Raw genomic sequence first — 26,617 nt, forward strand, 5'->3', positions numbered from 1 at the left:
ATGAGTACATTTACGAAGAGAGTATTTTAGCAAAGTATGGAACTGTAATGCAGCGTTTAAAATGGTGGCTTTTTATTGCAGGAATATGCCCTGCGATGGCTTTTGCCTCGGCTGATCCCGATCATGTTGATCCGGTTGCGTTTGTATTGCTTGGTGTAACTACGATTTTTTTCTTTGCAATTATTGGCCGTTATACAGCAAGACGCTTAAATCAGCCTAGTGTTCTTGGTGAGTTAGTCATCGGAATTCTTGTCGGTAATTTATTTTATTATTATGGATTTCCATTGGCTATTTTATTAAGAGAAGGTTCTTCAATTTTTGATATAGTCAGAGAAATACTCAAAGGAGTTCCGTTAAATCAAGCAGTTACATCAATTATCCCTAACACCAATTATGCACAACAAATTGTTGGCGCTTTAAGCGGACCGCACGGATCCGATTTTCTGAAAATAGCTTATATTGTGGATATTTTTTCACGATATGGGGTTATTTTTCTTCTCTTTATGGTGGGTTTGGAAGGCTCAATAGCAGAAATGAAACAAACAGGCCGTGATTCATTTTTTGTTGCTTTGATTGGGGTGATCGCACCTATGCTCCTAGGGTTTGGTGTCGCTTACCTATTAATGCCTGATGGTTCCTATCAATCTGATTTATTTATCGCTGCTACTCTGAGTGCGACCAGTATAGGTATTACAGCCCGAGTACTGACTGAAATGAAAAAATTACGTACTCGGGAAGCAAAAATCATTTTGGGTGCAGCGATGTTAGATGATGTATTGGGCCTGATCATTTTAGCGGTGGTTAGTTCCTTAGTAATTAGTGGTGTAGTCGATATAATGGTGGTATTACGCATTATGGTGAGTGCCGCATTATTTTTTGCAGGAACTTTGTTCTTAGGCCCAATTGTTTTACGTAAGGCTATTCATTTTTTTCGTTTTCTTGAACCTTGGGAAGCAAAATTATTTATTTCCTTTCTGTTTATTATGATTCTCTCTTGGTTAGCCTCAGTGCTCCAACTTGCCACAATTATTGGTGCGTTTACGGCGGGAATAATTCTTCATGATGACTATTTCGATGGTATCCCTCTGAGCCAACAAGAAAATCGCAGTATTTATCATTTATTATCTCCTTTGGAATCCATATTGGCGCCTATGTTTTTTATCGTAATTGGTATCCAGGTTAAATTGGAAAGTTTTTACCATTGGAATGTTATCATTTTGGCAACTGGTTTAATCGTCGCAGCGGTAGCAGGTAAATTAATCAGTGGCTATGGGGCGCGCCCTTCAGATGATCGTTTGCTCATTGGCATGGGTATGTTACCACGCGGTGAAGTAGGTTTAGTGTTTGCTTCGATTGGTCGAACTCTAGGTGTTATTTCCGATGATTTGTTTTCTGCAATCGTTTTAATGGTTATGATTACCACGTTTATTGCTCCTCTGTTACTCAAAGCACGTTATGCGGCGAAAGATAGGAAAGTAGCACATGAATAACCCCTCTTTAGATATAAAAGCCGATGTATCCCGTGCATTACATGAGGATGTAGGTGATGGTGATGTTACTGCGATTTTGTTGCCTGCTCAGCTTCAGGTTGAGGCTGAAATTATTTCACGGGAGCCTATGGTCGTATGTGGTCAAGCTTGGGTCAAAGAGGTATTTAATCAACTTGATGACCAAGTTAAACTGGAGTGGCATGTTGTTGAAGGAGAATGGTTAGCAGCACCATCTACTCTATGTACTCTATATGGCTCAGGAAGAAGTATTTTAACAGGCGAACGTACTGCATTAAATTTTTTACAAACTCTTTCAGCCACAGCGACGCAAACCTATCGATATGCCCAAAAGCTTCAGGGCACACCGACTCGATTACTGGACACGCGTAAAACGATTCCAGGTTTAAGATCGGCCCAAAAATATGCGGTAACTTGTGGGGGTGGTTTTAATCACCGTATGGGGCTTTACGATGCTGTTTTAATTAAAGAGAATCATATTGCAGCATGTGGCTCCGTAGCTAAAGCGGTTGCTTTGGCAAGACAAAGTCATAAAGAAATGTTAGTTGAGGTAGAAGTGGAAACTCTAGATGAGTTGCGCGAAGCCATTTGTGCTCATCCAGATCGAATTATGTTGGATAATTTTAGTCAGGGTATGCTTGAAAAAGCAGTGAAAATGAATCAACCAAAACATTGCACATTAGAAGTGTCCGGAGGGGTTACTCTGGAAAATATTGCTGCAATAGGGCGGTTAGGTGTTGATTTCATTTCCGTTGGTGCGATTACCAAGTCGATTCAAGCTATAGACTTAAGTTTACTTATTAGGAAGATTTTATGATGCCAATGATTGTTTTTACGGGAGGAGGTACCGCAGGACATGTTGCGCCTAATATGGCATTGATACGTGAATTAAGTCATAAAGGTTGGGAAATTGCCTATATTGGTTCAGCGAATGGTATTGAAAAGCAGATGATAGAACCGCTTAAAATCCCATTTTATGGGATCAGCAGCGGTAAATTACGTCGGTATTTGAGTGTAAAAAACTTATTGGATCCTTTTAAAATTATACTGGGTATCGTGCAATCATTTTTCTTGCTTAATAAGATGAAACCCGATGTGGTTTTTTCCAAGGGAGGGTTTGTCGCATTTCCAGTAGTAGTGGGGGCTTGGTTAAATCGGATTCCTGTTGTTGCTCATGAATCGGATATGAGTCCTGGACTTGCTAATCGACTTTGTTTTCCTTTTGTTAATAAAATTTGCCTGACTTTTGAGGCGGGGAAAAAGCACTTTAAAAAGCAAAATAAAATTGAAGTCACGGGTACGCCTATCCGTGAGCAGTTGTTTGAAGGTAATAGTGACCGCGGTCTTGAGCTCTGTGGATTTAATTCTAAAAAACCTTGTCTTTTAGTGATCGGGGGTAGTTTGGGAGCAGGCTCTATCAATCGCAGTATTCGTGATGCATTAGAGCAATTAACCAAGGAATATCAAATTATTCATATTTGTGGGAAAGGGAAATTAGAACCTTCTTTAATTGATCATGCAGGGTACAAACAATTTGAATACGTTCATGACGAATTAGCGGATTTGTTTGCTGCAGCGTCAATCATTATTTCTCGAGCTGGGGCTAATTCCCTTTATGAAATTTTGGCTCTAGGTAAGCCCCATATTCTAATTCCTTTACCGGCTGAGGTCAGTCGAGGAGATCAAATCCAAAATGCACGATATTTCCAAGGATTGGGAATTAGCCTCGTCATTGAAGATCGCGCTTTAAATACAGACACTTTGCTGCAAAGTTTGCATGAACTGGAGAAAAATAAAAGGGATGTTCATAATAAAATCAATGCACTAAATATTAAGTCGGCTACGGACCAAATTGTAGCTATAATTGAGGAGCAAATTCATGTTCAATCCGCAAGCACTGTATGATTTTGTATGTGGTCAATGGGAAAAGGAAATTATTCCCAGCTTATGCGAATACATAAAAATTCCGAATAAATCACCTCATTTTGATCCAAAATGGCAGGAACATGGATTAATGGAGCAGGCGGTTAGTCATATTGCTAATTGGTGTAAAGCCCATGCACCTAAAGGAATGATGCTGGAAATTATGAGATTGGAAGGGCGTACACCTTTAATTTTTATCGAAGTTCCTGGTCAGATTGACGAAACGGTTTTGTTGTACGGCCACCTCGATAAACAACCTGAAATGTCAGGATGGAACGAGGATTTGCATCCATGGAAACCGGTATTAAAAGATGGGCGCTTATATGGCCGGGGAGCTGCAGATGATGGCTATTCTGCATATGCTTCGTTAACTGCGATTTCTGCTTTACAACAACAAGGTTTAGCTATTCCACGTTGCGTTTTAATTATTGAAGCGTGTGAAGAGAGTGGTAGTTACGATCTGCCTTATTACATTGAATTGCTCAATGCACGGATTGGCAAACCCAACTTGGTTATTTGTCTTGATTCTGGAGCAGGTAATTACGAACAATTATGGATGACTACTTCATTGCGCGGTAATTTGGTAGGTGAACTATCCATTGAACTAATTCGTGAAGGAGTTCATTCCGGTGCGGCAAGTGGTATTGTTGCAGACAGTTTTCGGGTAGCTCGACAATTGATTAGTCGAATAGAAGATGAAGTTTCAGGAGAAGTGAAATTACCTGAATTATATTGTGATATTCCTGAAGAAAGAACGCAACAAGCCGAGAAATGTGCTCAGGTTCTAGGAGATTCGGTTTATGCTGAATTTCCATTATATGCTGGGGTTGAACCAGTCACAAAGGACAGAAAACAATTAATTTTAAATCGAACCTGGAAACCGGCATTAACAGTGACTGGAGCTAACGGATTTCCTGCCATAGCGGACGCAGGAAATGTTTTACGCCCTCAAACGTCATTCAAACTGTCTATGCGTTTGCCACCCCTAGTTGATCCTAAAGTTGCTGCAACCGTAATGCATGATGCCTTAACAACAAATCCTCCTTATCATGCCAAAGTACGTTTTAAGATAGGTGATGGATCACAAGGATGGAATGCACCCAAACTTGCCTCATGGTTAGAAAAAGCTGCTGATGAAGCATCAATGGCTTATTATGGTAAACCAGCTGCTTACTTTGGAGAGGGAGGAACCATACCTTTTATGGGAATGTTAGGAAAGAAATTTCCGGAGGCACAATTTATGATTACCGGAGTGTTAGGACCTCAATCTAATGCGCATGGTCCTAATGAATTTTTGCACTTGGACATGGTGAAAAAATTAACTGCATGTGTTGCTTACGTACTATATAAGACCACAGCCGTTTGACTTCATTTCGCTCCTCCCTTCTCGTCATTCCGAGCCACGATGTCATCCCTCGCTACGCCCGGTATGACGAGGCTTTGAGATGGCAGAAGGGGAAGGATGCATTTGTTAAGAATCGGGACAAATTTTTTGTTACTCATTGAACTTTAAGCAAAAAATTAAAAAAAACACTCGACAGTGCGCCAAAATCTTGGGATACTTCTGCCGGCTCTGGAACGAGCCACTTAGTCCAACAATTAGGAGAAAATTATGAGAGCAAAATTTATTGCTACTGCATTGTCATTATCTGTAATCACTCTTTCTGCTCATGCAGTCATCCCTAAAGAGTCTTCCGTGAAAAAAAAGCCCCCTATAGTCATTCATAAGATTGATCTTAACACCGCAGATTTATCAACACTTACCGGTTCTGTAAAGGGTATAGGCAAAAAACGCGCTGAAGCAATTATTGCCTATCGGAAAAGTCATCATGGATTTAAATCATTGGAAGAACTTGCCGATGTGAAGGGCTTGGGGCAGCGATTTATGACTACAAATCGAGATAAATTAAATCAAGTATTTGTTATTAATAAAATAGAATAAATCATAAACAAGTTATTTTAGGTCGCTGTTGTAAGTGTTATGTCCGACCTATAAAAAATCAAACTATATCCCGGGTTTCGCGGCGTTGCACTTAGACTAATGAGGTTATCAAACTTCAATCAGCTTGGGTGAGGGCAGCCGTAACTCGGGGCTCGTGTTAAAAATTCAAGCGGGTACGGCTAAAAAATAACTAAGCATCGAGCAAAGTAGAGTGTTCTAGGATTCATAAACAGTATTAGAAGCTATTTTTTGCATTCGCGTTTTCCGTTCAAAAACACAAAATCATCTGCATGTATAAAAATTCACTCTTTAATTTAAAATTGTTGTATAAGAACTGTCGATTTTTATCCAAATTTAGGATAAAGTAGCGCACAAAAAAAAGAACAGGATATTGCGGCTTATGTTCAGAAAATTAAGGGGTGTGTTTTCCAATGATTTATCGATCGATTTGGGAACAGCCAATACATTGATTTATGTAAGAGATAAAGGGATTGTTTTAAATGAACCCTCCGTAGTTGCTTTGCGTAATGAATCAGGACAAAAACGAGTTGCAGCTGTTGGTCTTGAAGCGAAGCGAATGCTGGGAAGGACTCCAGGCAACATTAATGCGATTAGACCAATGAAAGATGGTGTGATTGCTGACTTTTTTGTTACTGAGAAAATGTTGCAGCACTTTATACATAAAGTACATGAAAATAAATTCTTAAGACCAAGCCCACGTGTTCTGGTTTGTGTTCCTTGTGGCTCTACGCAAGTTGAACGTCGTGCAATTCGTGAATCCGCAATGGGTGCTGGAGCTCGTGAAGTATTTCTTATTGAAGAACCTATGGCGGCTGCTTTAGGATCTGGAATGCCCGTAGAAGAGGCCAGTGGTTCTATGGTTGTGGATATAGGTGGTGGTACCACTGAAGTAGCTATTATTTCTTTAAGTGGAATTGTGTATCACCAGTCTGTTCGCATAGGTGGCGATAAGTTTGATGATGCTATTGTATCTTATGTTCGTCGTAACTACGGAACACTTATTGGTGAAACTACCGCAGAACGTATTAAACATGAAATTGGCTCAGCGTTCCCAAGTCGTGATTTATTTGAGATAGAGGTTCGTGGAAGAAATCTCGCTGAAGGAGTTCCTCGTAGTTTCATTCTAACCAGTGCAGAAATTTTAGAAGCACTGCAAGAGCCTTTATCTGGCATTGTTGGTGCTGTGAGAGCAGCGTTAGAATTGGCTCCACCTGAATTAGCAGCTGATATTGCTGAACGTGGTATGGTTCTAACTGGAGGCGGAGCTCTGTTGAAAAACATAGATACTCTGCTGATGGAAGAAACTGGCTTACCTGTATTAATTGCTGAAGATCCGCTAACCTGTGTAGCACGTGGTGGTGGTAAAGCTTTAGAAACCATGGACTTGCGTGGCGGTGATTTCCTCTCAACAGAATAATACATATAACAGATTATTTAGCAGGGGCGGGTACAGCTCCATAGGATTTGTACTCGCTCTTGTCTTTTCTGTTTTCTTAATGTTCTCTGATTATCATTATCGTTATTTAGATAGTGTGCGAAGCGGTTTTTCCTTTATTGTTGCCCCCTTACAATATGCAGTAGATTATCCTGTACGCGTAATTGGCTGGGTACAGTCACTTGTCAGTGCGAAAAAAGCATTAATTGCCGAAAATATGCAATTGCGATACCAACAAACTATGTTGGAAGCAGAGTTACAAAAATTAACGGTAATCCAAAAAGAAAATTCGCAACTAAAAGAATTACTCCTTACCTCGTCACAGGCGGATATGCGTGCAATGGCGGCACAAATTCTTGCTGTGGATACCAGCAATTCACGTCAAGTAGTTGTTTTAAATAAAGGAAAGCGTGATGGAGCATATGTAGGGCAACCTGTTTTGGATGCAAAAGGTGTTATGGGGCAAATTGTTGATGTTGGTCCTATAACCAGTACAGTCTTACTTATTTCTGACTCTAAAAGTGCAGTGCCTGTGCGAAACAATCGTACTGGGGAGCGGGCCATTCTTGTTGGAACAAATGATATAGAGAAATTATCCCTAATTAATTTACCAAAAACGTCGTCAATTCATCCTGGCGATGTATTAGTCACCTCCGGTTTGGACAGACATTATCCAGAAGGTTATCCTGTAGGTTTCGTGGAAGAAGTGAACAGTATTCCTGGCGAAGATTTTGTGAAAGTGAAAGTCAAATCCGTCGCGCTGCTCAATCGTAACCGACTTGTATTACTGATCTGGCCTGATGCGGAACAAGAGCTATTGAATGAACAAATTAATGAGCGATTAAATGCCAAGGAGACCATGTGATGAGAAATCTTCGCATACGGTTGTGCTTGGCATTTATTATAGCTCTTCTTTTATCCATATTACCTATGCCGGAATTAATTTCTGCTTTTCGACCTCCTTGGGTTTTGTTGCTTGTACTTTATATAGAATATTTTTTGCCAGGTAATTTTAGACTGACTACATTATTGTTTGTTGGATTGTTATTAGACGTGTTACTTGCCACAGTAATTGGGGAACATTCATTTGCTTTACTTTTAGTCACCTGGATTGCTTCCAGCAAATCGCGGCGGTTTCAGTTTTTTTCAATGATGCAACAAATTTTTTTAATTGGATTCTTTTGTCTTTTATATCAATCTATTATTTCTTTAATCACCGCGCTACTTGGTTTCAATTACAGCTTATTTACACCCGTAGCGAGTGCTTTGGTGGGTATGTTTCTCTGGCCGTGGATTCGCTTACTTGGAGAAGATACTTTGCTGAAGCGATTGGTTTATCGCTGAATCCTCATTCCCGGGCTTAGTGAGGGATTTCGATGCTGTAGCACTGTATTCCGATGGCGCTCACCGCCGCACTCGTGATGAGGGTTGGGTTATTTGAAATGGTGCTGTATTGTTCGGTATTCACCAGGTTGTAAATCCTCTAATTTCCAATTACCAATTTGATGTCGTACTAATCTTAAAGTGGGAAACCCAATTGCTGCGGTCATTTTGCGAACCTGATGATTTTTACCTTCTTTTAAAATGATTTCTAGCCAGCAGGTAGGAATATTCTGTCTGAAGCGAATTGGCGGATTACGAGGCCATAACCGCGGTTCGTCTATAAATTTTACTTCAGCAGGTAAAAATGTAATCTCTTTAAGGACCAAGCCTTTTTTAAGTGGTTCCAAATCTGCTTTAGAGGGTATGCCTTCTACTTGAACCCAATAATATTTTCTTTTTTCAAATTTAGGATGAGTTAATTGGTGTTGCAATGAGCCATCGTTTGTTAATAATAACAATCCTTCACTATTTTTATCTAATCGGCCTGCTGCGTAAAAATGGGGCTTATGAATAAAAGCAGCTAATGTATGTTCTGGATTATCTCCAGAAAATTGGCTGACGATACCATAGGGCTTGTTGAACAATATTATTTCAGGCATTAGATATTATCAAAAAGGTAGAGTGGCCTTATAGTAGGTGTTTTCAATATGGCGAGCAATTCCTTTACCCAATTCATTGTTTTCATAGGTTAATTCTTGTACAATATCCAGCATTGTAAAAATTATGTCTGGGTGTATATCGTAGATGAAATACTCGATACTTGTTTCGCTTTTCTTTTGTCAATTTGCTTATGCGATGAATCATATTGTTATGGTTGGGGATGAGAAAGTAGAAATTAAGCATTTAGTAGGCAAAGGAAAAACTTATATCCATTTGCATCATAACGAACAAACGGCTTTAAAAGCAGCCCAAACTGTGATTCAAAAGGAAGGGGGGAGCCTTATTGCTTTGGTCCATTCTGGAGGTCGTAATATCGTATTTCATTTAAATAACCAACGTTATGAGTTTGATCCCAATCGTATTTTTACAGATAACGGGATTAAGAAAACTTTATCGCAGTTTGGCCAATATAATCCCCAGGCGCATCAGGAAGTAAATAAACTGGCAACTAAAATCAAACAATTGTTGCCAAAAGGCAAAGTAGTTGCTGTTCATAACAATTCAACTTATTCACTTAAGGATTATCTGCCAGGGAAGACATTAGAAAATGATGCGCAGGCAATTCATATGACTCCTGAAAATTACTTTCGTAATTTTTATTTAGTCACCAAAATCAATGATTTTCTTCGTTTAAAAAGCAAAGGGTATAATGGAGTTTTACAAAAACCTGCCGCAACAGATGATGGATCTTTGTCTATATATTTATCAAAAAATGATTATATCAACGTTGAAGCAGGATATGATCAGCTGATCGAGCAAATTAAAATGTTGCATCATGCATAAGCTGGCAGAATTAAATAGCTAGCATTTCTTTTTCATCTTTCAATGTCGCTCAGTCAGAAAAGCTATAGGTAGCTAAGCTAAGTTTACATTTTTCATCATAAATTTTAAATCCGACATCAGATTGGCGCGTAAAATGCTAGGTATTTAATTCAGTCTGCTTAGTAAGCATCCAAGTGAAGTAATTTAATAGAAATGATACTTGGGATTCCAAGTTATCACATGCTATCATTGCCTTTTCTCTAATTTTACGGAGTTGTCAATGACATACGATAAAATCAAAGTGCCTTCACAAGGTGAGGCTATTACTGTTGCTGCGGATCTGTCACTTCGTGTACCTAATAATCCCATTATTCCTTTTATCGAGGGAGATGGTATTGGTGTTGATGTAACACCCCCTATGATTCGAGTCGTTGATGCGGCGGTTGCAAAAGCATACGGCGATAAGAGAAAAATTGCTTGGATGGAAGTTTATGCCGGTGAAAAAGCAACTAAAGTTTACGGTTCCGATCAATGGTTACCTAAAGAAACCTTAGATGCAATGAAAAAATATGTTGTTTCAATTAAAGGCCCATTGACGACTCCAGTTGGTGGTGGAATTCGTTCACTTAACGTGGCAATTCGCCAAGAAATGGACCTCTATACGTGTTTACGACCAATTCGTTATTTCACGGGTGTTCCAAGTCCGCTTAAAGAACCAGAAAAAACAGATATGGTTATTTTTAGGGAAAATTCAGAAGACATTTATGCTGGTATTGAATGGCAAGCGGATACTCCTGAAGCAAAGAAAGTGATTGAATTCTTAATGAAGGATATGGGCGTTAAAAAAATCCGTTTTCCTGAGCACTGCGGTATAGGAATTAAACCCGTTTCTAAGGCTGGGACTACACGGTTAGTAAGAGCCGCAATCCAATATGCGATTGATAATGACCGCCATACGGTAACTTTAGTTCATAAAGGCAATATTATGAAATTTACCGAGGGTGCATTTAAAGATTGGGGTTATCAAGTGGCACGTGATGTTTTTGGTGCTAAAGAATATGAAGGCGGTCCCTGGTTGGAAATCAAGAATCCTAAAACAGGTAAGCAAATCATCATTAATGATGTAATTGCTGATGCGTTCCTGCAACAAATTCTTTTAAGACCAGAAGATTACAGCGTAATAGCGACACTTAATTTGAACGGTGATTATATTTCTGACGCTTTGGCTGCTCAAGTAGGGGGTATAGGTATTGCTCCGGGAGCAAATATCAGTGATGAAGTTGCTGTATTTGAAGCAACTCATGGAACAGCACCCAAATATGCAGGAAAGAATAAAGTAAATCCAGGTTCAATTATTCTTTCTGCTGAAATGATGCTCCGTCATATGGGATGGAATGAAGCTGCTGATTTAATTATCAAAGGCATGCAAGGTGCCATAGCAGCCAAAACTGTAACTTATGACTTTGAGCGTGGTATGATCGGTGCTACTTTAGTTAGTAGTTCTGGTTTTGGAGATGAGATAATTAAGCATATGTAAATTGAATGGATATCCAATAGCCGAGGTGAATTGCAGAGTAATTTAAGGGAGGACGAAGAGGGGCTCCTAAGATTCACTTTGCTTTACCTAGGCTACAATGTATATCTTTTTCAGTTTATAGCATTAATGAATGCTATCTAACCAATATGTTTTTGATTATTCCAAAGACTAATTTTTTCGTTAAAAATAACTGATTTTACTGGCCAAAAGTGCATAGTGAGTCTATAAAAATAATATAGAGGTTGTATATTATGACTGGGCAAAATCTAGAGGAAATTGTAAGGCATAAAGTCGCTGAGCCGGAACAGAGCACAGAGATTAGAGTGCCTAGAAAGTACAAAGTGGTGTTGCTCAATGATGATTATACACCTATGGATTTTGTAGTTGATGTACTGAAGCATTTTTTTCATCTTAATGAAGAAATTGCAGTTCAGGTGATGTTACAGGTTCATATCCAAGGAAAAGGCGTGTGTGGGGTATTTACACGAGATATAGCAGAAACAAAAGTAGCTCTGGTAAATGAGTACGCCAGAATGAATCAGCACCCATTGCTATCGAGCATGGAACCCGAGTAAATTGCTGTGGGCTGAAGAGGAGCAACGACAATGTTAAATAAAGAACTTGAATTCACCTTGAATTTAGCTTTCAAGGAAGCAAAAGAGAAACGTCATGAATTTATGACCGTTGAGCATTTGTTGTTGTCATTGCTTGATAACCCAGCGGCAGGAAGTGTATTGCAAGCATGTGATGCAAATATTGAAGCCCTACGCCGTGATTTAATTGAATTCATTGATGAAACTACTCCTAGGATCCCTGAGGATGAATTAGATAGGGAAACTCAGCCTACTTTAGGTTTTCAACGTGTATTGCAACGCGCAGTATTTCATGTTCAATCTGCAGGAAAAACTGAGGTAACAGGGGCTAACGTTTTAGCAGCAATTTTTAGTGAACAAGAAAGTCAGGCAGTTTATTTTTTACGCCGTGAGAATATCACACGACTTGATGTGATTAACTATATTTCTCATGGTGTTTCTAAGTATCAAAACAATGATATGCATGAGAACATGAACTCTATGGAAGATGATATGAGTTCATCAGAAGGCAATGAATCACCTTTAGAAAGTTATTGTACAAACCTGAATAGACGTGCGAAGCAAGGAAAAATTGACCCTTTGATCGGACGTCATGAAGAAATACAACGTACCATTCAGGTATTGTGTCGTCGCAGAAAAAATAATCCTTTGCTCGTTGGTGAAGCAGGGGTGGGTAAAACCGCAATTGCGGAGGGATTGGCACGTCGTATCGTGGATGGTGAAATACCTGATGCGATCCGTGATTGTATTGTCTATTCACTTGATCTGGGTGCGTTACTTGCAGGTACTAAGTATCGTGGGGATTTTGAAAAGCGATTAAAAGCAGTGTTAAAGCAATTAGGACAACAGGAAGGGGCTGTTCTATTTATTGATGAAATTCATACTATAATTGGTGCTGGTGCAGCATCAGGTGGTGTCATGGATGCATCAAACCTTATTAAACCCTTACTGGCAAATGGCGAGCTAAAATGCATTGGTTCAACAACTTATCAGGAATACCGAGGTATCTTTGAAAAAGACAGAGCCTTAGCAAGACGTTTCCAAAAAATAGATATTCCTGAGCCTACAGTAGACGAAACTTTTGAAATATTGAAAGGATTAAAAGGGCGCTTGGAAGAGCATCATGGTGTGAAATTCACTATTCCTGCCTTGAAAGCTGCTGCTGAACTGTCTGCAAAATACATTAATGACCGATTTTTGCCTGATAAAGCGATTGATGTTGTTGATGAGGCTGGTGCTTATCAAAATTTATTAACAGCAAGCAAACGTAAAAAAATAATTAGTGTTACCGAAATTGAAAGTGTTGTTGCAAAAATTGCACGTATTCCTATTAAGAAAGTTTCTGCTCGTGATAAAGATACTTTGCGTAATTTGGAACGTGATTTGAAGCTTCTCGTATATGGACAAGATCAAGCAATTACTGCATTAGCCTCTGCGATTAAATTAGGTCGTTCAGGCCTGAGAGATCCACAAAAACCAGTAGGTTGTTTCTTATTCGCTGGACCAACAGGTGTTGGGAAAACAGAGGTAACGCGACAATTGGCTAATGTTTTAGGCATCGAATTACTTCGTTTTGATATGTCTGAATACATGGAAAAACATACTGTTTCACGTTTAATTGGTGCTCCTCCAGGATATGTTGGTTATGATCAAGGGGGGTTGTTGACAGAAGCCGTGACTAAAAATCCTCATGCGGTACTGTTGCTTGATGAAATCGAAAAGGCCCATCCAGATGTATTTAACTTGCTGTTACAAATTATGGACCATGGCACTTTAACCGATACTAATGGTCGTCAAGCCGATTTTAGGCATATCATTTTGGTAATGACCTCAAATGCTGGCGCCGGAGAATTAGTACGAAATTCTATCGGTTTTTCACAACAAGACAACAGCAATGATGGCCTAGAAGTGATTAAAAAACAATTTAGTCCTGAATTCAGAAACAGACTTGATGCCATCATTAATTTTGCTCCATTGGATGCAATCACGATTGGTCTTGTAGTTGATAAATTTATTATGGAGTTGGATGAACAGTTAAGTCATAAAGGGGTTACCTTTAACGTCGATAAAATGGCTCGTGAATGGCTTATTGAACATGGCTATGACAAAGTCATGGGCGCTCGTCCAATGGCCAGATTGATTCAAGAAAATGTTAAAAAACCTCTGGCTGATGAGCTTTTATTCGGTAAGTTGATGCACGGTGGTCATGTAACCTTAAAAGTTAAAGATGGTAAATTACATTTTGATAGTCATGATCATAGAGAGGGCGTTTTTTAAATGACGTTGACTGTAACAATAATAACCAAAAATGAAGAGAGGAATATCAGAAGGTGTCTCGAATCCGTTCGATTTGCTGATGAAATAATTGTCCTGGATTCGGGAAGCACCGATAAAACAGTAGCCATTGCCAAAGAATATACGGAACATGTTTTCTCTACTGACTGGCCTGGTTATGGTGCTCAAAAACAGAGAGCCTTATCAAAAGCTCGGAGTGACTGGGTATTGAATCTTGATGCTGATGAATCAGTCAGCGAGGAATTGCAACGAGAAATCATGAAATCTATGGCGTCTAATTCAGCAGATGCTTTTAGAATAGCAATTCAAATGCATTTTTATAATAAACCCCTAAAGTATTCTTCTAGCCCTAAGCGTCATATTCGTCTTTTTAAACGAGCGAATGCACATTTTAGTGATGATATTGTCCATGAAAAAATAGTACTTCCAGAGGGTGCACGAATAGGTAAAATTAAAAGCCCCATTAAGCACCACTCCTTTAAAGACGTCAGTCATGTTTTATATAAGATGAATAAATATTCATCTTATAGTGCAAAAACATATATTCAAAAGAAAAGAACCCCCAGTTTTATAAAAACGATGGCCAGCACTTCATGGATGTTCCTCCGGTGTTATATCTTGCAATGTGGTTTTTTGGATGGCAGAATAGGTTTTTTATTTGCAGTATTTAATGCACAAGGAACATTTTATCGTGGCATTAAGCAATTGTATCAAGATATTGATATGGAACAGTTGCCTTCTTTGGCAAAAAGTACAGAGGAATTAATTTGATACGAAGCTTCCTAGAAGGAAAAGTTAATTTAATTGCACCAACCTTTCTTGTTTTCTTGGTCTTTTTTATTCCTATAAGCACCAGCATTAAATCAATTTTATTGATATTAAGCTTGCTTGCTTTGCTATTAACACCTTATTACAGACAATTTTTACCTTACGCATTTAATACATTATGGGCACGTTCCGCACTTGTTTTGTTTTTGTTTGTCCTTATTGCTTGTTTCTGGTCTCAAGCTCCATTTTCCTTACAATATAATGTTATTGATAAATATTCTAAACTCATTTTCTTACCCATTCTTGCAGTGGGGTTTGTTAAACCAAAGACAAGGCTATGGGTTTTGAATTCATATATATTGGTGATGTTACTCACCAGCATTCTTTCATGCCTTAAGGAGATACAACTTTTTGCGATCAACACAGAAGATCCGGGATATATTTTTTACAATCATATCGTTACGGGTTTTATGATTGCTTTAGGAGTTTATTTTGCCCTAATTTTAGTATTGCAGAATAATAAAAGCGGTTGGATGCGGTTTTTCTACTTACCTATGATTGTAGTGGGAAGTTATCAAATATTATTTATTAATACTGGAAGAACAGGCTATGTTACATATGGAATTTTAATGTCACTGGTTATCTTACAAAAATTTACACCCAAAAAAGCACTATTAGGGATGGTGATATTTCTTGGGGCAATTTGTTTGGTTTATGTTCTAAGTCCCGTAATGCAAGATAGAACTCTTTCAATGATTAATGAAATCAAGCTCTTGCAAAACAATCAGGCGAACACCTCCTTAGGTTTTAGAATTCAGTTTCATCAATATGCCCAATCTTTATTTGAAAAGCATCCAATTTTAGGAGTGGGCACTGGAGGATTTCAGTATAACTTTGTTAAAGACCAACCGATTCCTGCTTGGGGGCATAAGCTTAATGAGCCCCATAGTCAATATTGGCTGACTCTTTCCGAACTTGGTTTGGTAGGGATGGTTCTTTTCCTGATTTTTATAGGCACATTGTTTACGACTATGTTGCAGTTAAATGAAATGAAACCATTTCTTTTAGGTCTGCTGGTTTCTTTTTGTATCTTATCTTTTTCAGACACTGTATTTTGCTATTCAACAATAGGCTACCTATTAATACTTTTCAGCGCTTTGAGTTTTGGCGAATTAATTGAAAAAAATGAAAAAGGTGCAGTTCACACCATGTTACCATTCGAGATCGCTCCTTGTACTCGGGATGACGTGGGTTCGTTGTCCTAATCTTGGCTACACATCAAAGCTATGTTCCTAAATATCTTCTAACTGTACCGGCCAAAGATGATAAAAATGATGTACTGGACCATTTCCAAGGCCAACACTTTTCTCTTTTGCTGCGTTTATGGCATGGAATAAATAATTCTTTGCAATGCGACATGATGCAATTAAATCTATGTTTTGAGCAAGACAGGCCGTTATTGCAGCGGAAAGGGTACAGCCAGTTCCATGAGTGTTTTTGGAATGAATCCTTGGGCTTCTAAACCAATGAACGTCTCCATTTGCTCCTATTAATAAATCATTCGACTCCTGAGATGACAGATGTCCCCCTTTGAGTAAAACATATTTAGGACCAAAATCGAGTAATTTTTTTCCAACATTCAACATTTCTTCTTCATTGTTTGCGTGCAGCCCTGTAAATGTAGCTGCTTCCGGAAGATTCGGTGTAATTAACGTAGCAAGTGGCATCAGTTGATTTATTAATGAACTTACGGCTTCAGGTAATAATAAGGGATCACCACTTTTAGCAACAGTTACAGGATCAATAACAATAGGAATATCTATTGCTCTTTTTTTAAGGAATGAAGAGACCAACTCGATGATTTCGCTGTTAAAGAGCATACCAATTTTTATGCTGTCGGGTTTAATGTCATCAAATAGAGCATGAAGTTGATCGTCTATGGCTTGTAATGGAATACTGTAGCAGCGTCTAACACCATGAGTGTTTTGTACTGGTAATGCAGTAAGAACAGTCATCCCATAACATCCAAATGCCGAAAAGGTTTTTAGATCTGCTTGAATTCCTGCGCCACCAGAACCATCAAATCCTGCTATAGATAAAGCTTTATAGTGCATCTTGCGATACTCTCTCAATTGTTTGTGACATTAATGACCAGTCAGGATGAAATAAATTATCGATAAATACCTGTTTGAATGCGGCAGGCCCTTTTACTTGTTCATGAGCCAATTGTCCGCATAAACTAAAATATGCAGTTGCTTGCAGTGCTGCTTGAAAATAATCGGAATGACAGGCAATGAATGCGCTAAGAACGGCAGTCATCGTACAACCCATTCCAGTAATCAGTGGCATAAAGCTAGAACCAAATTGCAGTATTTTGTGATCCACTCCATTGGTTATAAAGTCTTCGGGGCCGCTAATCACAACTGTTTTTTGTGACTGCGCCAGCACTTGAGCACTTTGGATTGCGCCAGTCACAGGATCAGCGCTTTCAACCCCTTTTGTCGCCCCATTTGAACCCGCTAATGAGATGATTTCACTGGCATTTCCTCTAACGACTTGAGCAAAAGGAAGTAATCTCATTGCCGAAGAAGTACGGAGCTTACTTGCACCAGCACCCACAGGATCTAGAATTAATGGTTTACCTATAGCGTGTGCAACTTGAGCTGCAAATAAGGCTCGCTCCATAAAGGCATCATCTAGAGTACCTATGTTGACATATACAGCTTGACTAAGATTGGCTAATTCTTCAATTTCGGCTTCAGACTCAGACATAAGAGGAGCAGCGCCTAAAGCCAAAAGACTATTCGCCATAAAATCCATGGTGACGTAATTGGTTAGGCAAAGTATTAATGGTTTTTGCTTCTTTAATAAAGTGATAGTAGATTGTATCTGATCGAGCATGTAAGTTCCTGATGGCTATACTTCACGGAATAATAGAAGCCGCGAAGTATATATCGGAAGCTTACCAAGCTGCAATTTTCTCTTCTGGCCTCAATGAGCATTCTTCTGATATAGAGCCGTCATTACATACAACAAGCCCTGTTATGCTATAAGTAGTTACAGGACCGCCTTTCCATAAGCAGCAACCCCGAAAGAGTTGTAAATCCATTACAGCATGTGGTGTGCAATAACATGTAGAGTAAAAACCATTTTTACAAACAAGCCGTCCAGCTGAAGAGTCACAATAACTAATTCCGCCCATATTACTGCAACAGCCATCTATATAAAATTTAGTTCCTTGGGCCGCATTTGCGGGTGAGATCAGAATACATAATATACTTGCATAGAAAAAAGCTTTAAGTGAGTGCATCTTGATTTCTCGAGTTATTTTTCTTTTTATCACTTTAGAATAACATAGGGCCTGTTTACATTTCTACTATCTTGTCCAACCTGGGTCTGAAATGACTTGAAAATAATTGGGGTAAAGTCCAAATAGGTAGCTGACTGCTAAACCGGCGAGAAGACCAAACAAATGGGATTCCCAAGAGATGCCTTTTTCTTTGGGGAAAATACCAAAAAAAATACCAGCAAAATAGTAGATACTGATGATTCCCAAGATTATGGTCGTTAAAGTACCCTTTTGATAGATATTACTCACTAAAAAACCCCAATAACCGGTAATAAGGCCACTGGCCCCTACATGTAAGCCAGGTTTGGCAAAGCACCAAATAGCAATCCCACTTAAAATGGTAATCATTACCGTAACCACTAGAAAATAGTTAAGTCCGTTGATCAAAATGAAATTGCTTAAAACCACTAAAGGAATTGAATTAAAAAAAATGTGATTGAAATTTGCATGCAGGAGTGGGGCAAATAGGATACCAGGCACGCCGCGGATATGTCTTGGGATGATACCTAGAAATAATATTTTTCTATAGACTAGGCTTACCAAAAAGAAAAGCCAGGGTATTAACAAAATAATTTCCAATATAGGGATGTTATTTTTTGTTTGGCTTATAATGAAATCCAGACTATTGTTTAATTCTTCAAGCATTTTTACGTATCCGTTTACGCCCATGTACCGAAAGGCAGTATTTGGCATGGCGCGAAAAGAAGCATCAGAAGCCCCACATATGGATGTATGTTAGGTTTCCTCAGTATCGTTTACGCGCAACCAGGGTTCAAATCCAACCTTTCACCAAAATTCAAGAATCCCTCCTGGGCAGATACTTTTTACTCGTTAATTTGAGTGATTTCGCAAGTTAAATTACCTTGTGCCAAGAGTATCTCGATTGAGTCGCCAATAGTTACTTGCTGACTGGAAAACAAAACCTTATTTTCTTTCGTTGCAATTGCATATCCTCTATCCAGTGTAGCCAAGGGGCTGACTGCATGCAAGGTAGACAGTTGAGTTCTTAATTGATATTTAAGTTGATTTATTTTATTTTGCATGTGTTGGATTAACTGCAAAGTAATTTTTTGTAACAGCATCTGGGTTTGTTTGATTTGTGTTTTGGGGTTTTTAGCATTCAGATGATTGATGCACAGTTGCAATTGATGTGTTTTTCGTTTGATAAGATACACCATATGAGCAATTAATTGCCGCTCCAGATAATCGGAAGTTTGCCAGTAACTCGCAATTGCTTTTTGTGGTGATGATATCTTGTCGATTAAATGCTGGAGTTTAATTTGGTATTTTTGCAAAAAACGATGCGTTGCTTCATGCATTCGTGAGATAGAGTGATTTAATAATTTAACCAATTCATTACAATCAGGGGTTACCGCTGTAGCGGCAGCGGTAGGTGTTTCTGCCCTGTAATCCGATACAAAGTCAGCAATTGTAAAATCTGTTTCATGCCCTATCCCAGATACGACAGGGATTGAGCTCCTTGCAATATGGCGCGCTAATTGCTCGTCATTAAACGCCCAAAGATCTTCAATACTTCCTCCCCCACGAGCAAGAAGAAGTACATCACATCGATGTTCCTTATTCGCCAGTTCTAATGCATTAATCAATTGTTGTGCCGCACCAGCACCTTGCACTTCACTGGGATAGATTATGACCTTAGCTAAGGGGAATCGGCGAGCAAGAGTGGATAGTATATCGCGAATTGCAGCCCCAGTTGTTGAAGTGATTACTCCGATGATACGAGGCATGACCGGAATGGGTCTCTTTTTTGTGGTGTCAAATAAACCTTCTAAGGCGAGTTTATTTTTTAACGCTTCAAAACGTTGATAGAGTGCACCAAGACCTGCTTCGGTAATTTGTTCCACGATCAATTGATAATCGCCACGTGCTTCATAAAGGCTCAATCTTCCACTGGCAACTATATGCTGGCCATCGGTAAGTTTATGCGCACTGACATGGCGGTTTTTAAAGTAAACACAACGGATTTGGGCGTTGCTGTCTTTTAAGGTAAAATAAAAATGTCCTGAGGAGGGTTTACTCAAATTAGAAACTTCTCCTTCAACGTCAACTATTCCCAGTTCATTTTCAAGATAGCTTTTAACTTGTCGGTTGAGCTGAGTTACTGTAAGAATTTTGTTTTGTTTTTCCATGATAAGTTAAAATTATCCCATAAAAAATGACAAAGAAATAGAAAACAATCCTTTTGGTTTAAATTTTAAACATAACAAAAGTATTCCATCTTTAAGATGCAGAGTAACAAAATTCATTGTAGACTTACAGCACAAAGAGTGAACTTCATGCATAAGCCATCTTGGCAAACCTTCTAAGAATAGGCTATGATCTTTTCTCTAAAAAATAAGAATAAAAATAAAATGAACTCTTTCTTCAAAAATAGAAAATTAGGTATTTTCTGCTCATTTTTGTTTTTCCTCATCACCATGAGTATGACGGGTTGTGTTGACTTATCAGGCGGCAGGGCTTCTGAGAAAAAACCAATACCAAAGATCGCTCAATCTGTGGTCCATCAACCTACATCTCCGAAATCAACGAAACAAGTGAAAACAGTAAAGGCGAGTAAAACCCAATCCTATCGGGGTGAAGTACATACGATGTTAGGTGGCCTTGGACTTTTTAGTACGGGTATGCGAACACTCAGTGGTACTGTTGTTGAGGAATGTAATATACCAGCACCCAGTAATATGTGGTACAACGCTGGTAATGTAACGCGTTCTATTGTTTCTTATTATCAAAAACATAAGATGCATCGACCTATTATTCTAGTAGGGCATTCTTTGGGTGCTAATGAGCAAATTAAAGTAGCACGTAATCTTGATAAAGCAGGCATTCCAGTGGATTTACTCGTTACTGTAGATGCAGTGTCTCAAACAATTGTACCTCCAAATGTGAAGCATGCGATGAATTTTTACAAACCTGGTTTTGTTCCCATGTTTAGTGGTTTAAAACTCAGGGCAGTAAATCCAGAAAAAACCCGTATTGACAATATCAATGTCGCTACGATAAAAGGAATTCAAGTGAATCATTTCACGATTGATAAAGATCCTGTGGTTCAAGCAATGATAATGGATGAAGTGAAAAAGGTGTTGAGTAATGCAAATAAAGCAAAAGGGTAAAAAAGATTGTCCTCGTGTCTGCGTTATTGGAGCAGGTCCAAGTGGACTTGCTGCAATTAAAAATTTGCAAGAACAGGGAATAACTGATATCACCGTCTTCGAAAAAAATAATCAGATCGGTGGTAACTGGATCTATGATGAAGATAATAATCATTCCAGTGTTTATGAAACCACACATATTATCAGTTCTAAGCGGTGGTCGGAGTTTGAAGATTTTCCTATGCCGGCGCACTTTCCTGATTATCCAGCACATGCCTTGGTTTTAGATTATTTCAAAAGTTATGCTGAACATTTTGATTTGATTAAGTACATCCGTTTTAATACCAATGTTGTAAAGGTACAACATACCGATCATCATCAATGGAACGTTCTTTTTGAAAACGATCAAGGTACTCATGAAGAGTGTTTCGATTATTTGTTGGTTGCTAATGGCCATCATTGGGACCCTTTCATGCCAGAATATCCAGGTACATTTTCTGGACAATTACTCCATTCGCATCAATATAAAAAAGCCTCAGTATTTAAAGATCAACGTGTTTTGGTAGTTGGAGGGGGAAATTCTGCTTGTGATATAGCCGTAGAGATAGCGCGTATTTCACCTAAAACCTGTATTAGTATGCGTAGAGGCTATAATATTTTTCCTAAATTTGTATTTGGTAAGCCGACTGATGATGCTGTGGCTAAAATCAGATGGATGCCTTCATGGTTAAGACAGAAAGTTTTGAGCTTTTTTATTCGTATTCTTCAAGGTCGATATGCCAAGTATAAATTAATGAAGCCTGATTGTGGTCCTTTAGAAATTCACCCAACCATTAATTCAGAATTGCTCTATTTTATTAGGCATGGAGAAATTTTTCCTCGCCCCGGAATTACTCATTTTGAAGGAAATCGAGTTTATTTTACTCATGGCAATTATGAAGAGTTTGATACAGTAATTTTTGCCACAGGGTACAAAATCAGTTTCCCATTTCTTGATAAAGAAATTGCAGACTTTAGTAACTCAACCAAAATACCCCTTTATAGAAAAATGATGCATCCAGACTATGATAATTTATATTTTATTGGTTTGTGTCAGCCTCAAGGGTGTATTTGGCCTCTTGCGGATTACCAATCAAAAATAGTTGCACGTATTATTATGGGTACTTTAAATCGACCTGATAAATTGCACGAAAAAATTATTCAAGAAATGGATAAACCCCATTATCGATTTAAATCGCATATACGACATGCCGTAGAAGTGGATTATCATAAATTCCGCCAAGAGTTATTGGATATGCTGGAAGCTTAAGTGGGGTTTTTGTAGCCTGGCTGTAGTGCACGCTCTGCTATCCCGAGCATAGCGAGGCATGTCCATGTTTGTAGCACAGCACGCAGGTTGGGCTTTGGTCCATCAAAACAGCCATCATACGACTTGATGTGTTGGGCCAAGGTCCAACACAACTGTTCAAACCTATTTGTCAATAGAGGCTAATAAAACCAAGTTACTTTTCACCACCATGGATATTGGCGCCCATGCGCTGCACCCAGGTTACATTTTAGGGCCGAGACTCTTGCCGCTTAATGAGAGCACACATTAGTTTTTCAATATTAGTAACATGTGGCTTTTCTTGAAGTATCATTGCCTGAGTCCGTTCTTCACAATATCCTTTTACTTCTTTATCTGGAAAAATATAGAACTTTTTTTGCTCCACTTCATGAACGATGTGTTCTGCTATATCAACTGCAGATCGAGAATGCGATAAAAGTGACTTTAATGCTTCATGAAAAGAGGAGTTTGTATTGGTTGTATGAGATAAAAGTGCTGTATCTGTAAAAGATGGAAAAACCACTGAGACATCCACTGGCTTGTTCAGACGTACTAAATCAAAATACAAAGACTCAGATAAAGCAAGTACCGCATGTTTTGACATCGCATAAGAAGCTGTTTGTGATCCAGTACACAAAGCATATAAACTCGCTACGTTAATGATATGTGAATGAACCGTTTGACGAAATAAGAAAGGAGTAAATGCCTGAATGATATGAATCATCCCATATAGATTAACCTCCATAACCTTTTGGATATGTTCAGGACATAAGTCCCAAAGAGGTGCTAATTGTCCTATAATACCCGCGTTATTATAGATCCAATCAACACGTTCCAACTGCTCCTCAATCTGCTTTACCAACTGCGCTACTTCATTCTGTTGAGTCACATCACAAGGAATTTCCAGAATTTTTTCTGGGAATTGGGATAATAGTCGCTCAGCCTCTTGTTTGAGTTTAATGCCGTCTTTATCCACCATAACTACAGTGTTGCCTCGTTGTAAATTGACTTCGCTTAACGCTAAGCCAATTCCATTTGCAGCTCCGGTGATTACAGCTACTTTCATTTTCTTTCCTTTTGCTATAATGTTTTATAAATAATACAAACATAAGGATGCTATTTTGAAAAACGGTGACGAAATACCAGAACCTTATGAGTATCCTGATGAGCCTAATGAGTATCCATCAGAACCAGAGCCCTATGAGCCAGATACTCCTGGAACTCCTGAGCCCGAGCCTTCACAGCCTTCTGAGCCAAATTGGGAGTAGCTTTTGTATCCTGCCCCATCTACCGAAAGGCTGTATTTGACTCAATTCCAACCTTTCACCAAGATTCAGGGCATATACTCCCTGAGCGTAAACATTGTGTAGCCTGGGTGCAGCGATAGCGAAAACCAGGATACGGTGCTTACGCCTCTAGCGATTGCCATTTAGTTAAGTGAAGCTCCCTTCTCCCCGTGGGGAGAAGGTGCCCATTAGGGCGGATGAAGGTAATTGATTCGGTTAATGGACCCTCAGCCCGACCCCTTTCCCACAAGGGGGAGAAGGGATATTTCCTCGTCTTCATCCAGACATAGCGCCCTATACTCAATTACTTCCCCTTTATAAGCTGATCTAAGGCTTTCCCTATGTCTTTAGCCCTCATTAAACTTTCTCCAATAAGAAATGTATTAATTCCGTGAGACTGCATCAAATTGATATCTGTATGTGTATTAATGCCACTTTCAGTAATCGTTATTCTGTCTTGAGGAATGTATTGTTTTAACTGGATGCTGAGTTGAATGTCTGTCTTAAACGTATGAAGGCTACGATTATTAATGCCTATTAAAGGCGTAGGCAAACGCAGTGCGCGTTCCAGTTCTTCTTTGCTATGACTTTCTACCAGTACTGCCATTTGCAGTTCATGCGCTAATTGGCAAAAATCAGCGAGTTGGGCATCATCAAGTAAGGCAACAATCAGTAAGATACAATCGGCGCCTAATGCAAGGCTTTCATAAATTTGATAGGGATCGATGATAAAGTCTTTACGGAGTATCGGTAATTTGCAATGATTTTTTGCTTGAGCTAAATAATCGGGGTGACCCTGAAAAAAATCAACGTCAGTAAGAACAGAAAGGCAACGTGCACCATGTTGTGCATAGATTGTTGCAATTTCTTCGACATTAAAATCTTCTCTGATTAACCCTTTGCTAGGGGAGGCGCGTTTAATTTCTGCAATAATTGCCGGGGCTTGATCTACGGTCAGCGCAGCAACGAAATCACGTCGATCCATAATGGGTTGTTGTCCTAATGAATTTAACGGCTTGTTTTTTTGAGCCAGAGCAACTTCTTCCTGCTTACGTTCAGCAATACGTTGTAATACACTATTCATAATGCGATTCTTTATTTAAAGTTTGAGTTAGTTGACTAAGTTGAGTAAAACATTGATTGGCTTTGCCGCTATCTATTGCGATCTTAGCTTGCTCTAATGCCTCTGCAAAAGACGTATTTTCGTCAGCACAGTAAATCGCTGCAGCGGAATTTAATAAAACCATATCACGTGCTGCTCCTTGTTTTCCAGAAAATACATCTTGAATAAATTCTAAACTTTGACGTGGTGAATCAACAATCACCTCATCTAAAGAATGGCGCTCTATGCCATAGTTTTCTGGACTAATTATCCAATGATTAAAAGTTCCTTCCCGATATTCAATTACATCTGTAGGTGCTGCAATACTGATTTCATCTAATCCATCTTGAGAGCTGACTACTAAAGCGCGTTCACTTCCCAAATGAGCAAGAACTGCAGCTAAAGGTTTTTGCCATGCTGTTGAAAATACACCTACGACTTGTTTCTTTACACGAGCTGGGTTAATTAAGGGGCCTAGTAAATTGAACAAAGTTCGAATACCCAAGTGTTGTCGTGCAGTTCGTGCGTATTGCATGGCAGGGTGGTAGTGGGGTGCAAATAAAAATGCCAAACCGCATTGTTGGATACAAGTTTGTACTTGATTATCGGTAAGAGTCAAACTGAAACCTGCCTGTTCTAATAGGTCGGCACTACCACTACGACTCGAAACAGAGCGATTTCCATGTTTTGCGACGGGAAAACCTGCTGCTGCCACTACAAAGCTGCAGGCCGTAGATACATTAAATGTATTTTTCCCATCACCACCTGTGCCAACTATATCAATCAGATTCGAACCGAGGTCTATAGGATGAGCCAATTGCTGCATGACCTCCGCTGCAGCGATTAATTCCTCTGTAGTTTCACCCTTCATCCGCATGAGCGCCAAAAAAGTTGCGATTTGTGCATCATTATATTCACCTGACATACACGCATGAATGACTGTATGCATTTGTTCTGGGCTTAAGTTTTTTTTAGCGATCAGGTGTTCAAACAGGAGATTGGGTTTCATATTGTAAAAAATTCTCTAATAATTGCAGGCCATACTGGCTTAATATTGCTTCTGGATGGAATTGTAGACCAAAAACAGGGTATTGACGATGTGAAATCGCCATAATTGTATCATTAGCCCAGGCATCGATAGAGAGGCATTCTGGGAGACTGCCTTTTTCTACTGCTAATGAATGATAGCGGGTTGCTTTGAAGTGATTTGGAATATTTTTAAAAATTCCACTCTGGTTATGTTCTATGGTTGATGTTCTTCCATGCATTATTTCTGGTGCAGGTATTATTTGACCCCCAAAAACTTGAGCAATACTTTGGTGTCCAAGGCAAATACCTAATACAGGGATAGTTTGATAAAATGTGCGAATAGCTTCCATTGAAATCCCTGCATCATTTGGCGCTTTGGGACCTGGTGAGATAACCAAATGGTCCGGTGCAAGCTCCTTTATTTGGCTTATATTTATTTGATCATGCGTATAAACTAACACTTCCTGGTCAAGACATTGAAAATATTGTACCAGGTTGTAGGTAAATGAGTCATAATTGTCGATAATGAGCAGCATATTAAATCAAAATGTTAGTCAATTATGTAGACCGCTGAAGTGGCAGCGGAA

At 39.0% G+C, this 26,617-nt stretch carries 27 protein-coding genes; 17 read left to right on the top strand and 10 right to left on the bottom strand.

From position 1 onward, the window contains the following. The first annotated feature begins 47 nt into the window (after positions 1–47). The 8 genes from OQJ26_RS15275 (at position 48) to mreD (ending at position 8,173) form a co-directional block, all read left to right on the top strand. Entirely contained in the window at positions 48–1,490 is a 1,443-nt protein-coding gene (locus OQJ26_RS15275) for a cation:proton antiporter (RefSeq protein WP_322783973.1), read from the top strand. Continuing rightward, the gene (gene nadC / locus OQJ26_RS15280) at positions 1,483–2,325 is read left to right on the top strand and encodes a carboxylating nicotinate-nucleotide diphosphorylase (protein ID WP_265704592.1); all 843 of its coding nucleotides are present in this window, start codon (positions 1,483–1,485) and stop codon (positions 2,323–2,325) included. The genes OQJ26_RS15275 and nadC overlap by 8 nt, the downstream gene beginning before the upstream one ends. Continuing rightward, positions 2,322–3,413, top strand: a complete 1,092-nt coding sequence (locus OQJ26_RS15285; protein WP_265704593.1) for an undecaprenyldiphospho-muramoylpentapeptide beta-N-acetylglucosaminyltransferase — start codon at positions 2,322–2,324, stop codon at positions 3,411–3,413. Before nadC ends, OQJ26_RS15285 begins: the two co-directional genes overlap by 4 nt. Beyond that, positions 3,388–4,797, top strand: coding sequence for a M20 family metallopeptidase (locus OQJ26_RS15290; RefSeq protein WP_265704594.1), 1,410 nt, complete (start codon positions 3,388–3,390; stop codon positions 4,795–4,797). Before OQJ26_RS15285 ends, OQJ26_RS15290 begins: the two co-directional genes overlap by 26 nt. Positions 4,798–5,043: 246 nt before the next feature. Continuing rightward, entirely contained in the window at positions 5,044–5,373 is a 330-nt protein-coding gene (locus tag OQJ26_RS15295; RefSeq protein WP_265704595.1) for a ComEA family DNA-binding protein, read from the top strand. A gap of 400 nt (positions 5,374–5,773) precedes the next feature. Next, positions 5,774–6,811, top strand: a complete 1,038-nt coding sequence (locus OQJ26_RS15300; RefSeq protein WP_003636696.1) for a rod shape-determining protein — start codon at positions 5,774–5,776, stop codon at positions 6,809–6,811. Beyond that, the gene (gene mreC, locus OQJ26_RS15305; protein WP_265704690.1) at positions 6,789–7,694 is read left to right on the top strand and encodes a rod shape-determining protein MreC; all 906 of its coding nucleotides are present in this window, start codon (positions 6,789–6,791) and stop codon (positions 7,692–7,694) included. Before OQJ26_RS15300 ends, mreC begins: the two co-directional genes overlap by 23 nt. Beyond that, positions 7,694–8,173, top strand: a complete 480-nt coding sequence (mreD, locus tag OQJ26_RS15310) for a rod shape-determining protein MreD (protein WP_265704691.1) — start codon at positions 7,694–7,696, stop codon at positions 8,171–8,173. Before mreC ends, mreD begins: the two co-directional genes overlap by 1 nt. 89 nt (positions 8,174–8,262) lie before the next feature. Here mreD and OQJ26_RS15315 read toward each other — a convergent pair whose 3' ends face one another. Then, the gene (locus OQJ26_RS15315) at positions 8,263–8,811 is read right to left on the bottom strand and encodes a pseudouridine synthase (protein WP_265704596.1); all 549 of its coding nucleotides are present in this window, start codon (positions 8,809–8,811) and stop codon (positions 8,263–8,265) included. A 145-nt stretch (positions 8,812–8,956) separates the two neighbouring features. Here OQJ26_RS15315 and OQJ26_RS15320 point away from each other — a divergent pair, with 145 nt between their 5' ends. From OQJ26_RS15320 to OQJ26_RS15345, 6 genes are all read left to right on the top strand, one after another. Continuing rightward, a complete protein-coding gene (locus tag OQJ26_RS15320) occupies positions 8,957–9,655 on the top strand; it encodes a protein tyrosine phosphatase (RefSeq protein WP_265704597.1) in 699 nt (232 codons plus the stop codon). Positions 9,656–9,914: 259 nt separating this feature from the next. After that, entirely contained in the window at positions 9,915–11,171 is a 1,257-nt protein-coding gene (icd, locus tag OQJ26_RS15325) for an NADP-dependent isocitrate dehydrogenase (protein ID WP_265704598.1), read from the top strand. A 251-nt stretch (positions 11,172–11,422) separates the two neighbouring features. After that, a complete protein-coding gene (gene clpS, locus OQJ26_RS15330; protein WP_265704599.1) occupies positions 11,423–11,746 on the top strand; it encodes an ATP-dependent Clp protease adapter ClpS in 324 nt (107 codons plus the stop codon). Positions 11,747–11,776: 30 nt separating this feature from the next. Continuing rightward, positions 11,777–14,041: an ATP-dependent Clp protease ATP-binding subunit ClpA gene (clpA, locus tag OQJ26_RS15335; RefSeq protein ID WP_265704600.1), complete on the top strand. Its 2,265-nt coding sequence runs from the start codon at positions 11,777–11,779 to the stop codon at positions 14,039–14,041. Continuing rightward, complete coding sequence (locus OQJ26_RS15340) at positions 14,042–14,830, top strand: glycosyltransferase family 2 protein (RefSeq protein WP_265704601.1); 789 nt, start codon at positions 14,042–14,044, stop codon at positions 14,828–14,830. After that, positions 14,827–16,092, top strand: coding sequence for an O-antigen ligase family protein (locus OQJ26_RS15345; RefSeq protein WP_265704602.1), 1,266 nt, complete (start codon positions 14,827–14,829; stop codon positions 16,090–16,092). Before OQJ26_RS15340 ends, OQJ26_RS15345 begins: the two co-directional genes overlap by 4 nt. Positions 16,093–16,119: 27 nt before the next feature. On the opposite strand, the gene thiD is transcribed toward OQJ26_RS15345, so the two are convergent. The 5 genes from thiD to xseA all read right to left on the bottom strand — a co-directional run bounded on the left by thiD (position 16,120) and on the right by xseA (position 20,326). Then, positions 16,120–16,941 carry a bifunctional hydroxymethylpyrimidine kinase/phosphomethylpyrimidine kinase gene (gene thiD / locus OQJ26_RS15350; protein ID WP_265704603.1) on the bottom strand — a complete coding sequence of 274 codons (822 nt, stop codon included), beginning with the start codon at positions 16,939–16,941 and terminating at the stop codon, positions 16,120–16,122. Continuing rightward, positions 16,931–17,728 (bottom strand): hydroxyethylthiazole kinase, encoded by a 798-nt coding sequence (gene thiM / locus OQJ26_RS15355; protein WP_265704604.1) that lies wholly within the window; start codon positions 17,726–17,728, stop codon positions 16,931–16,933. The genes thiD and thiM overlap by 11 nt, the downstream gene beginning before the upstream one ends. A 61-nt stretch (positions 17,729–17,789) precedes the next feature. Continuing rightward, on the bottom strand, positions 17,790–18,137 hold the full coding sequence (locus OQJ26_RS19410; protein ID WP_322783974.1) for a neurogenic locus notch: 348 nt from the start codon (positions 18,135–18,137) through the stop codon (positions 17,790–17,792). A 66-nt stretch (positions 18,138–18,203) separates the two neighbouring features. Next, complete coding sequence (locus tag OQJ26_RS15360) at positions 18,204–18,821, bottom strand: rhomboid family intramembrane serine protease (RefSeq protein WP_265704605.1); 618 nt, start codon at positions 18,819–18,821, stop codon at positions 18,204–18,206. Between the two features lie 179 nt (positions 18,822–19,000). Then, a complete protein-coding gene (gene xseA / locus OQJ26_RS15365; protein WP_265704606.1) occupies positions 19,001–20,326 on the bottom strand; it encodes an exodeoxyribonuclease VII large subunit in 1,326 nt (441 codons plus the stop codon). 222 nt (positions 20,327–20,548) lie between these two features. Here xseA and OQJ26_RS15370 point away from each other — a divergent pair, with 222 nt between their 5' ends. Together OQJ26_RS15370 and OQJ26_RS15375 are read left to right on the top strand one after the other, a co-directional pair. Further along, positions 20,549–21,307 carry a hypothetical protein gene (locus OQJ26_RS15370; protein ID WP_265704607.1) on the top strand — a complete coding sequence of 253 codons (759 nt, stop codon included), beginning with the start codon at positions 20,549–20,551 and terminating at the stop codon, positions 21,305–21,307. Continuing rightward, complete coding sequence (locus OQJ26_RS15375; RefSeq protein WP_265704608.1) at positions 21,285–22,595, top strand: flavin-containing monooxygenase; 1,311 nt, start codon at positions 21,285–21,287, stop codon at positions 22,593–22,595. Before OQJ26_RS15370 ends, OQJ26_RS15375 begins: the two co-directional genes overlap by 23 nt. A gap of 247 nt (positions 22,596–22,842) precedes the next feature. Here OQJ26_RS15375 and OQJ26_RS15380 read toward each other — a convergent pair whose 3' ends face one another. Further along, positions 22,843–23,679: an SDR family NAD(P)-dependent oxidoreductase gene (locus OQJ26_RS15380; protein WP_265704609.1), complete on the bottom strand. Its 837-nt coding sequence runs from the start codon at positions 23,677–23,679 to the stop codon at positions 22,843–22,845. Positions 23,680–23,734: 55 nt separating this feature from the next. Here OQJ26_RS15380 and OQJ26_RS15385 point away from each other — a divergent pair, with 55 nt between their 5' ends. Next, complete coding sequence (locus OQJ26_RS15385; RefSeq protein WP_265704610.1) at positions 23,735–23,881, top strand: hypothetical protein; 147 nt, start codon at positions 23,735–23,737, stop codon at positions 23,879–23,881. Positions 23,882–24,203: 322 nt separating this feature from the next. Here the strand turns inward: OQJ26_RS15385 and trpC are convergent, their stop codons facing one another. Genes trpC through OQJ26_RS15400 form a run of 3 tightly spaced genes read right to left on the bottom strand, consistent with a single transcriptional unit; the run spans position 24,204 to position 26,566 of the window. After that, a complete protein-coding gene (trpC, locus tag OQJ26_RS15390; RefSeq protein ID WP_265704611.1) occupies positions 24,204–24,983 on the bottom strand; it encodes an indole-3-glycerol phosphate synthase TrpC in 780 nt (259 codons plus the stop codon). Next, on the bottom strand, positions 24,976–26,010 hold the full coding sequence (gene trpD, locus OQJ26_RS15395; RefSeq protein ID WP_265704612.1) for an anthranilate phosphoribosyltransferase: 1,035 nt from the start codon (positions 26,008–26,010) through the stop codon (positions 24,976–24,978). Before trpD ends, trpC begins: the two co-directional genes overlap by 8 nt. Next, a complete protein-coding gene (locus OQJ26_RS15400; RefSeq protein WP_265704613.1) occupies positions 25,988–26,566 on the bottom strand; it encodes an anthranilate synthase component II in 579 nt (192 codons plus the stop codon). Before OQJ26_RS15400 ends, trpD begins: the two co-directional genes overlap by 23 nt. Positions 26,567–26,617 lie beyond the last annotated feature (51 nt).

This window comes from Legionella sheltonii (assembly GCF_026191355.1).
In the GTDB taxonomy this organism is placed as follows: Bacteria; Pseudomonadota; Gammaproteobacteria; order Legionellales; family Legionellaceae; genus Legionella; species Legionella sheltonii.

Excerpts from the sequence above, each read along its gene's own strand:
- OQJ26_RS15275 (WP_322783973.1), top strand. The coding sequence starts at position 48 with ATGCAGCGTTTAAAATGGTGGCTTTTTATTGCAGGAATATGCCCTGCG.
- nadC (WP_265704592.1), top strand. The coding sequence starts at position 1,483 with ATGAATAACCCCTCTTTAGATATAAAAGCCGATGTATCCCGTGCATTA.
- OQJ26_RS15285 (WP_265704593.1), top strand. The coding sequence starts at position 2,322 with ATGATGCCAATGATTGTTTTTACGGGAGGAGGTACCGCAGGACATGTT.
- OQJ26_RS15290 (WP_265704594.1), top strand. The coding sequence starts at position 3,388 with ATGTTCAATCCGCAAGCACTGTATGATTTTGTATGTGGTCAATGGGAA.
- OQJ26_RS15295 (WP_265704595.1), top strand. The coding sequence starts at position 5,044 with ATGAGAGCAAAATTTATTGCTACTGCATTGTCATTATCTGTAATCACT.
- OQJ26_RS15300 (WP_003636696.1), top strand. The coding sequence starts at position 5,774 with ATGTTCAGAAAATTAAGGGGTGTGTTTTCCAATGATTTATCGATCGAT.
- mreD (WP_265704691.1), top strand. The coding sequence starts at position 7,694 with ATGAGAAATCTTCGCATACGGTTGTGCTTGGCATTTATTATAGCTCTT.
- OQJ26_RS15315 (WP_265704596.1), bottom strand. The coding sequence starts at position 8,811 with ATGCCTGAAATAATATTGTTCAACAAGCCCTATGGTATCGTCAGCCAA.
- OQJ26_RS15320 (WP_265704597.1), top strand. The coding sequence starts at position 8,957 with ATGAAATACTCGATACTTGTTTCGCTTTTCTTTTGTCAATTTGCTTAT.
- icd (WP_265704598.1), top strand. The coding sequence starts at position 9,915 with ATGACATACGATAAAATCAAAGTGCCTTCACAAGGTGAGGCTATTACT.
- clpS (WP_265704599.1), top strand. The coding sequence starts at position 11,423 with ATGACTGGGCAAAATCTAGAGGAAATTGTAAGGCATAAAGTCGCTGAG.
- clpA (WP_265704600.1), top strand. The coding sequence starts at position 11,777 with ATGTTAAATAAAGAACTTGAATTCACCTTGAATTTAGCTTTCAAGGAA.
- OQJ26_RS15340 (WP_265704601.1), top strand. The coding sequence starts at position 14,042 with ATGACGTTGACTGTAACAATAATAACCAAAAATGAAGAGAGGAATATC.
- thiD (WP_265704603.1), bottom strand. The coding sequence starts at position 16,941 with ATGCACTATAAAGCTTTATCTATAGCAGGATTTGATGGTTCTGGTGGC.
- thiM (WP_265704604.1), bottom strand. The coding sequence starts at position 17,728 with ATGCTCGATCAGATACAATCTACTATCACTTTATTAAAGAAGCAAAAA.
- OQJ26_RS19410 (WP_322783974.1), bottom strand. The coding sequence starts at position 18,137 with ATGCACTCACTTAAAGCTTTTTTCTATGCAAGTATATTATGTATTCTG.
- OQJ26_RS15360 (WP_265704605.1), bottom strand. The coding sequence starts at position 18,821 with ATGCTTGAAGAATTAAACAATAGTCTGGATTTCATTATAAGCCAAACA.
- xseA (WP_265704606.1), bottom strand. The coding sequence starts at position 20,326 with ATGGAAAAACAAAACAAAATTCTTACAGTAACTCAGCTCAACCGACAA.
- OQJ26_RS15370 (WP_265704607.1), top strand. The coding sequence starts at position 20,549 with ATGAACTCTTTCTTCAAAAATAGAAAATTAGGTATTTTCTGCTCATTT.
- OQJ26_RS15375 (WP_265704608.1), top strand. The coding sequence starts at position 21,285 with ATGCAAATAAAGCAAAAGGGTAAAAAAGATTGTCCTCGTGTCTGCGTT.
- OQJ26_RS15380 (WP_265704609.1), bottom strand. The coding sequence starts at position 23,679 with ATGAAAGTAGCTGTAATCACCGGAGCTGCAAATGGAATTGGCTTAGCG.
- trpC (WP_265704611.1), bottom strand. The coding sequence starts at position 24,983 with ATGAATAGTGTATTACAACGTATTGCTGAACGTAAGCAGGAAGAAGTT.
- trpD (WP_265704612.1), bottom strand. The coding sequence starts at position 26,010 with ATGAAACCCAATCTCCTGTTTGAACACCTGATCGCTAAAAAAAACTTA.
- OQJ26_RS15400 (WP_265704613.1), bottom strand. The coding sequence starts at position 26,566 with ATGCTGCTCATTATCGACAATTATGACTCATTTACCTACAACCTGGTA.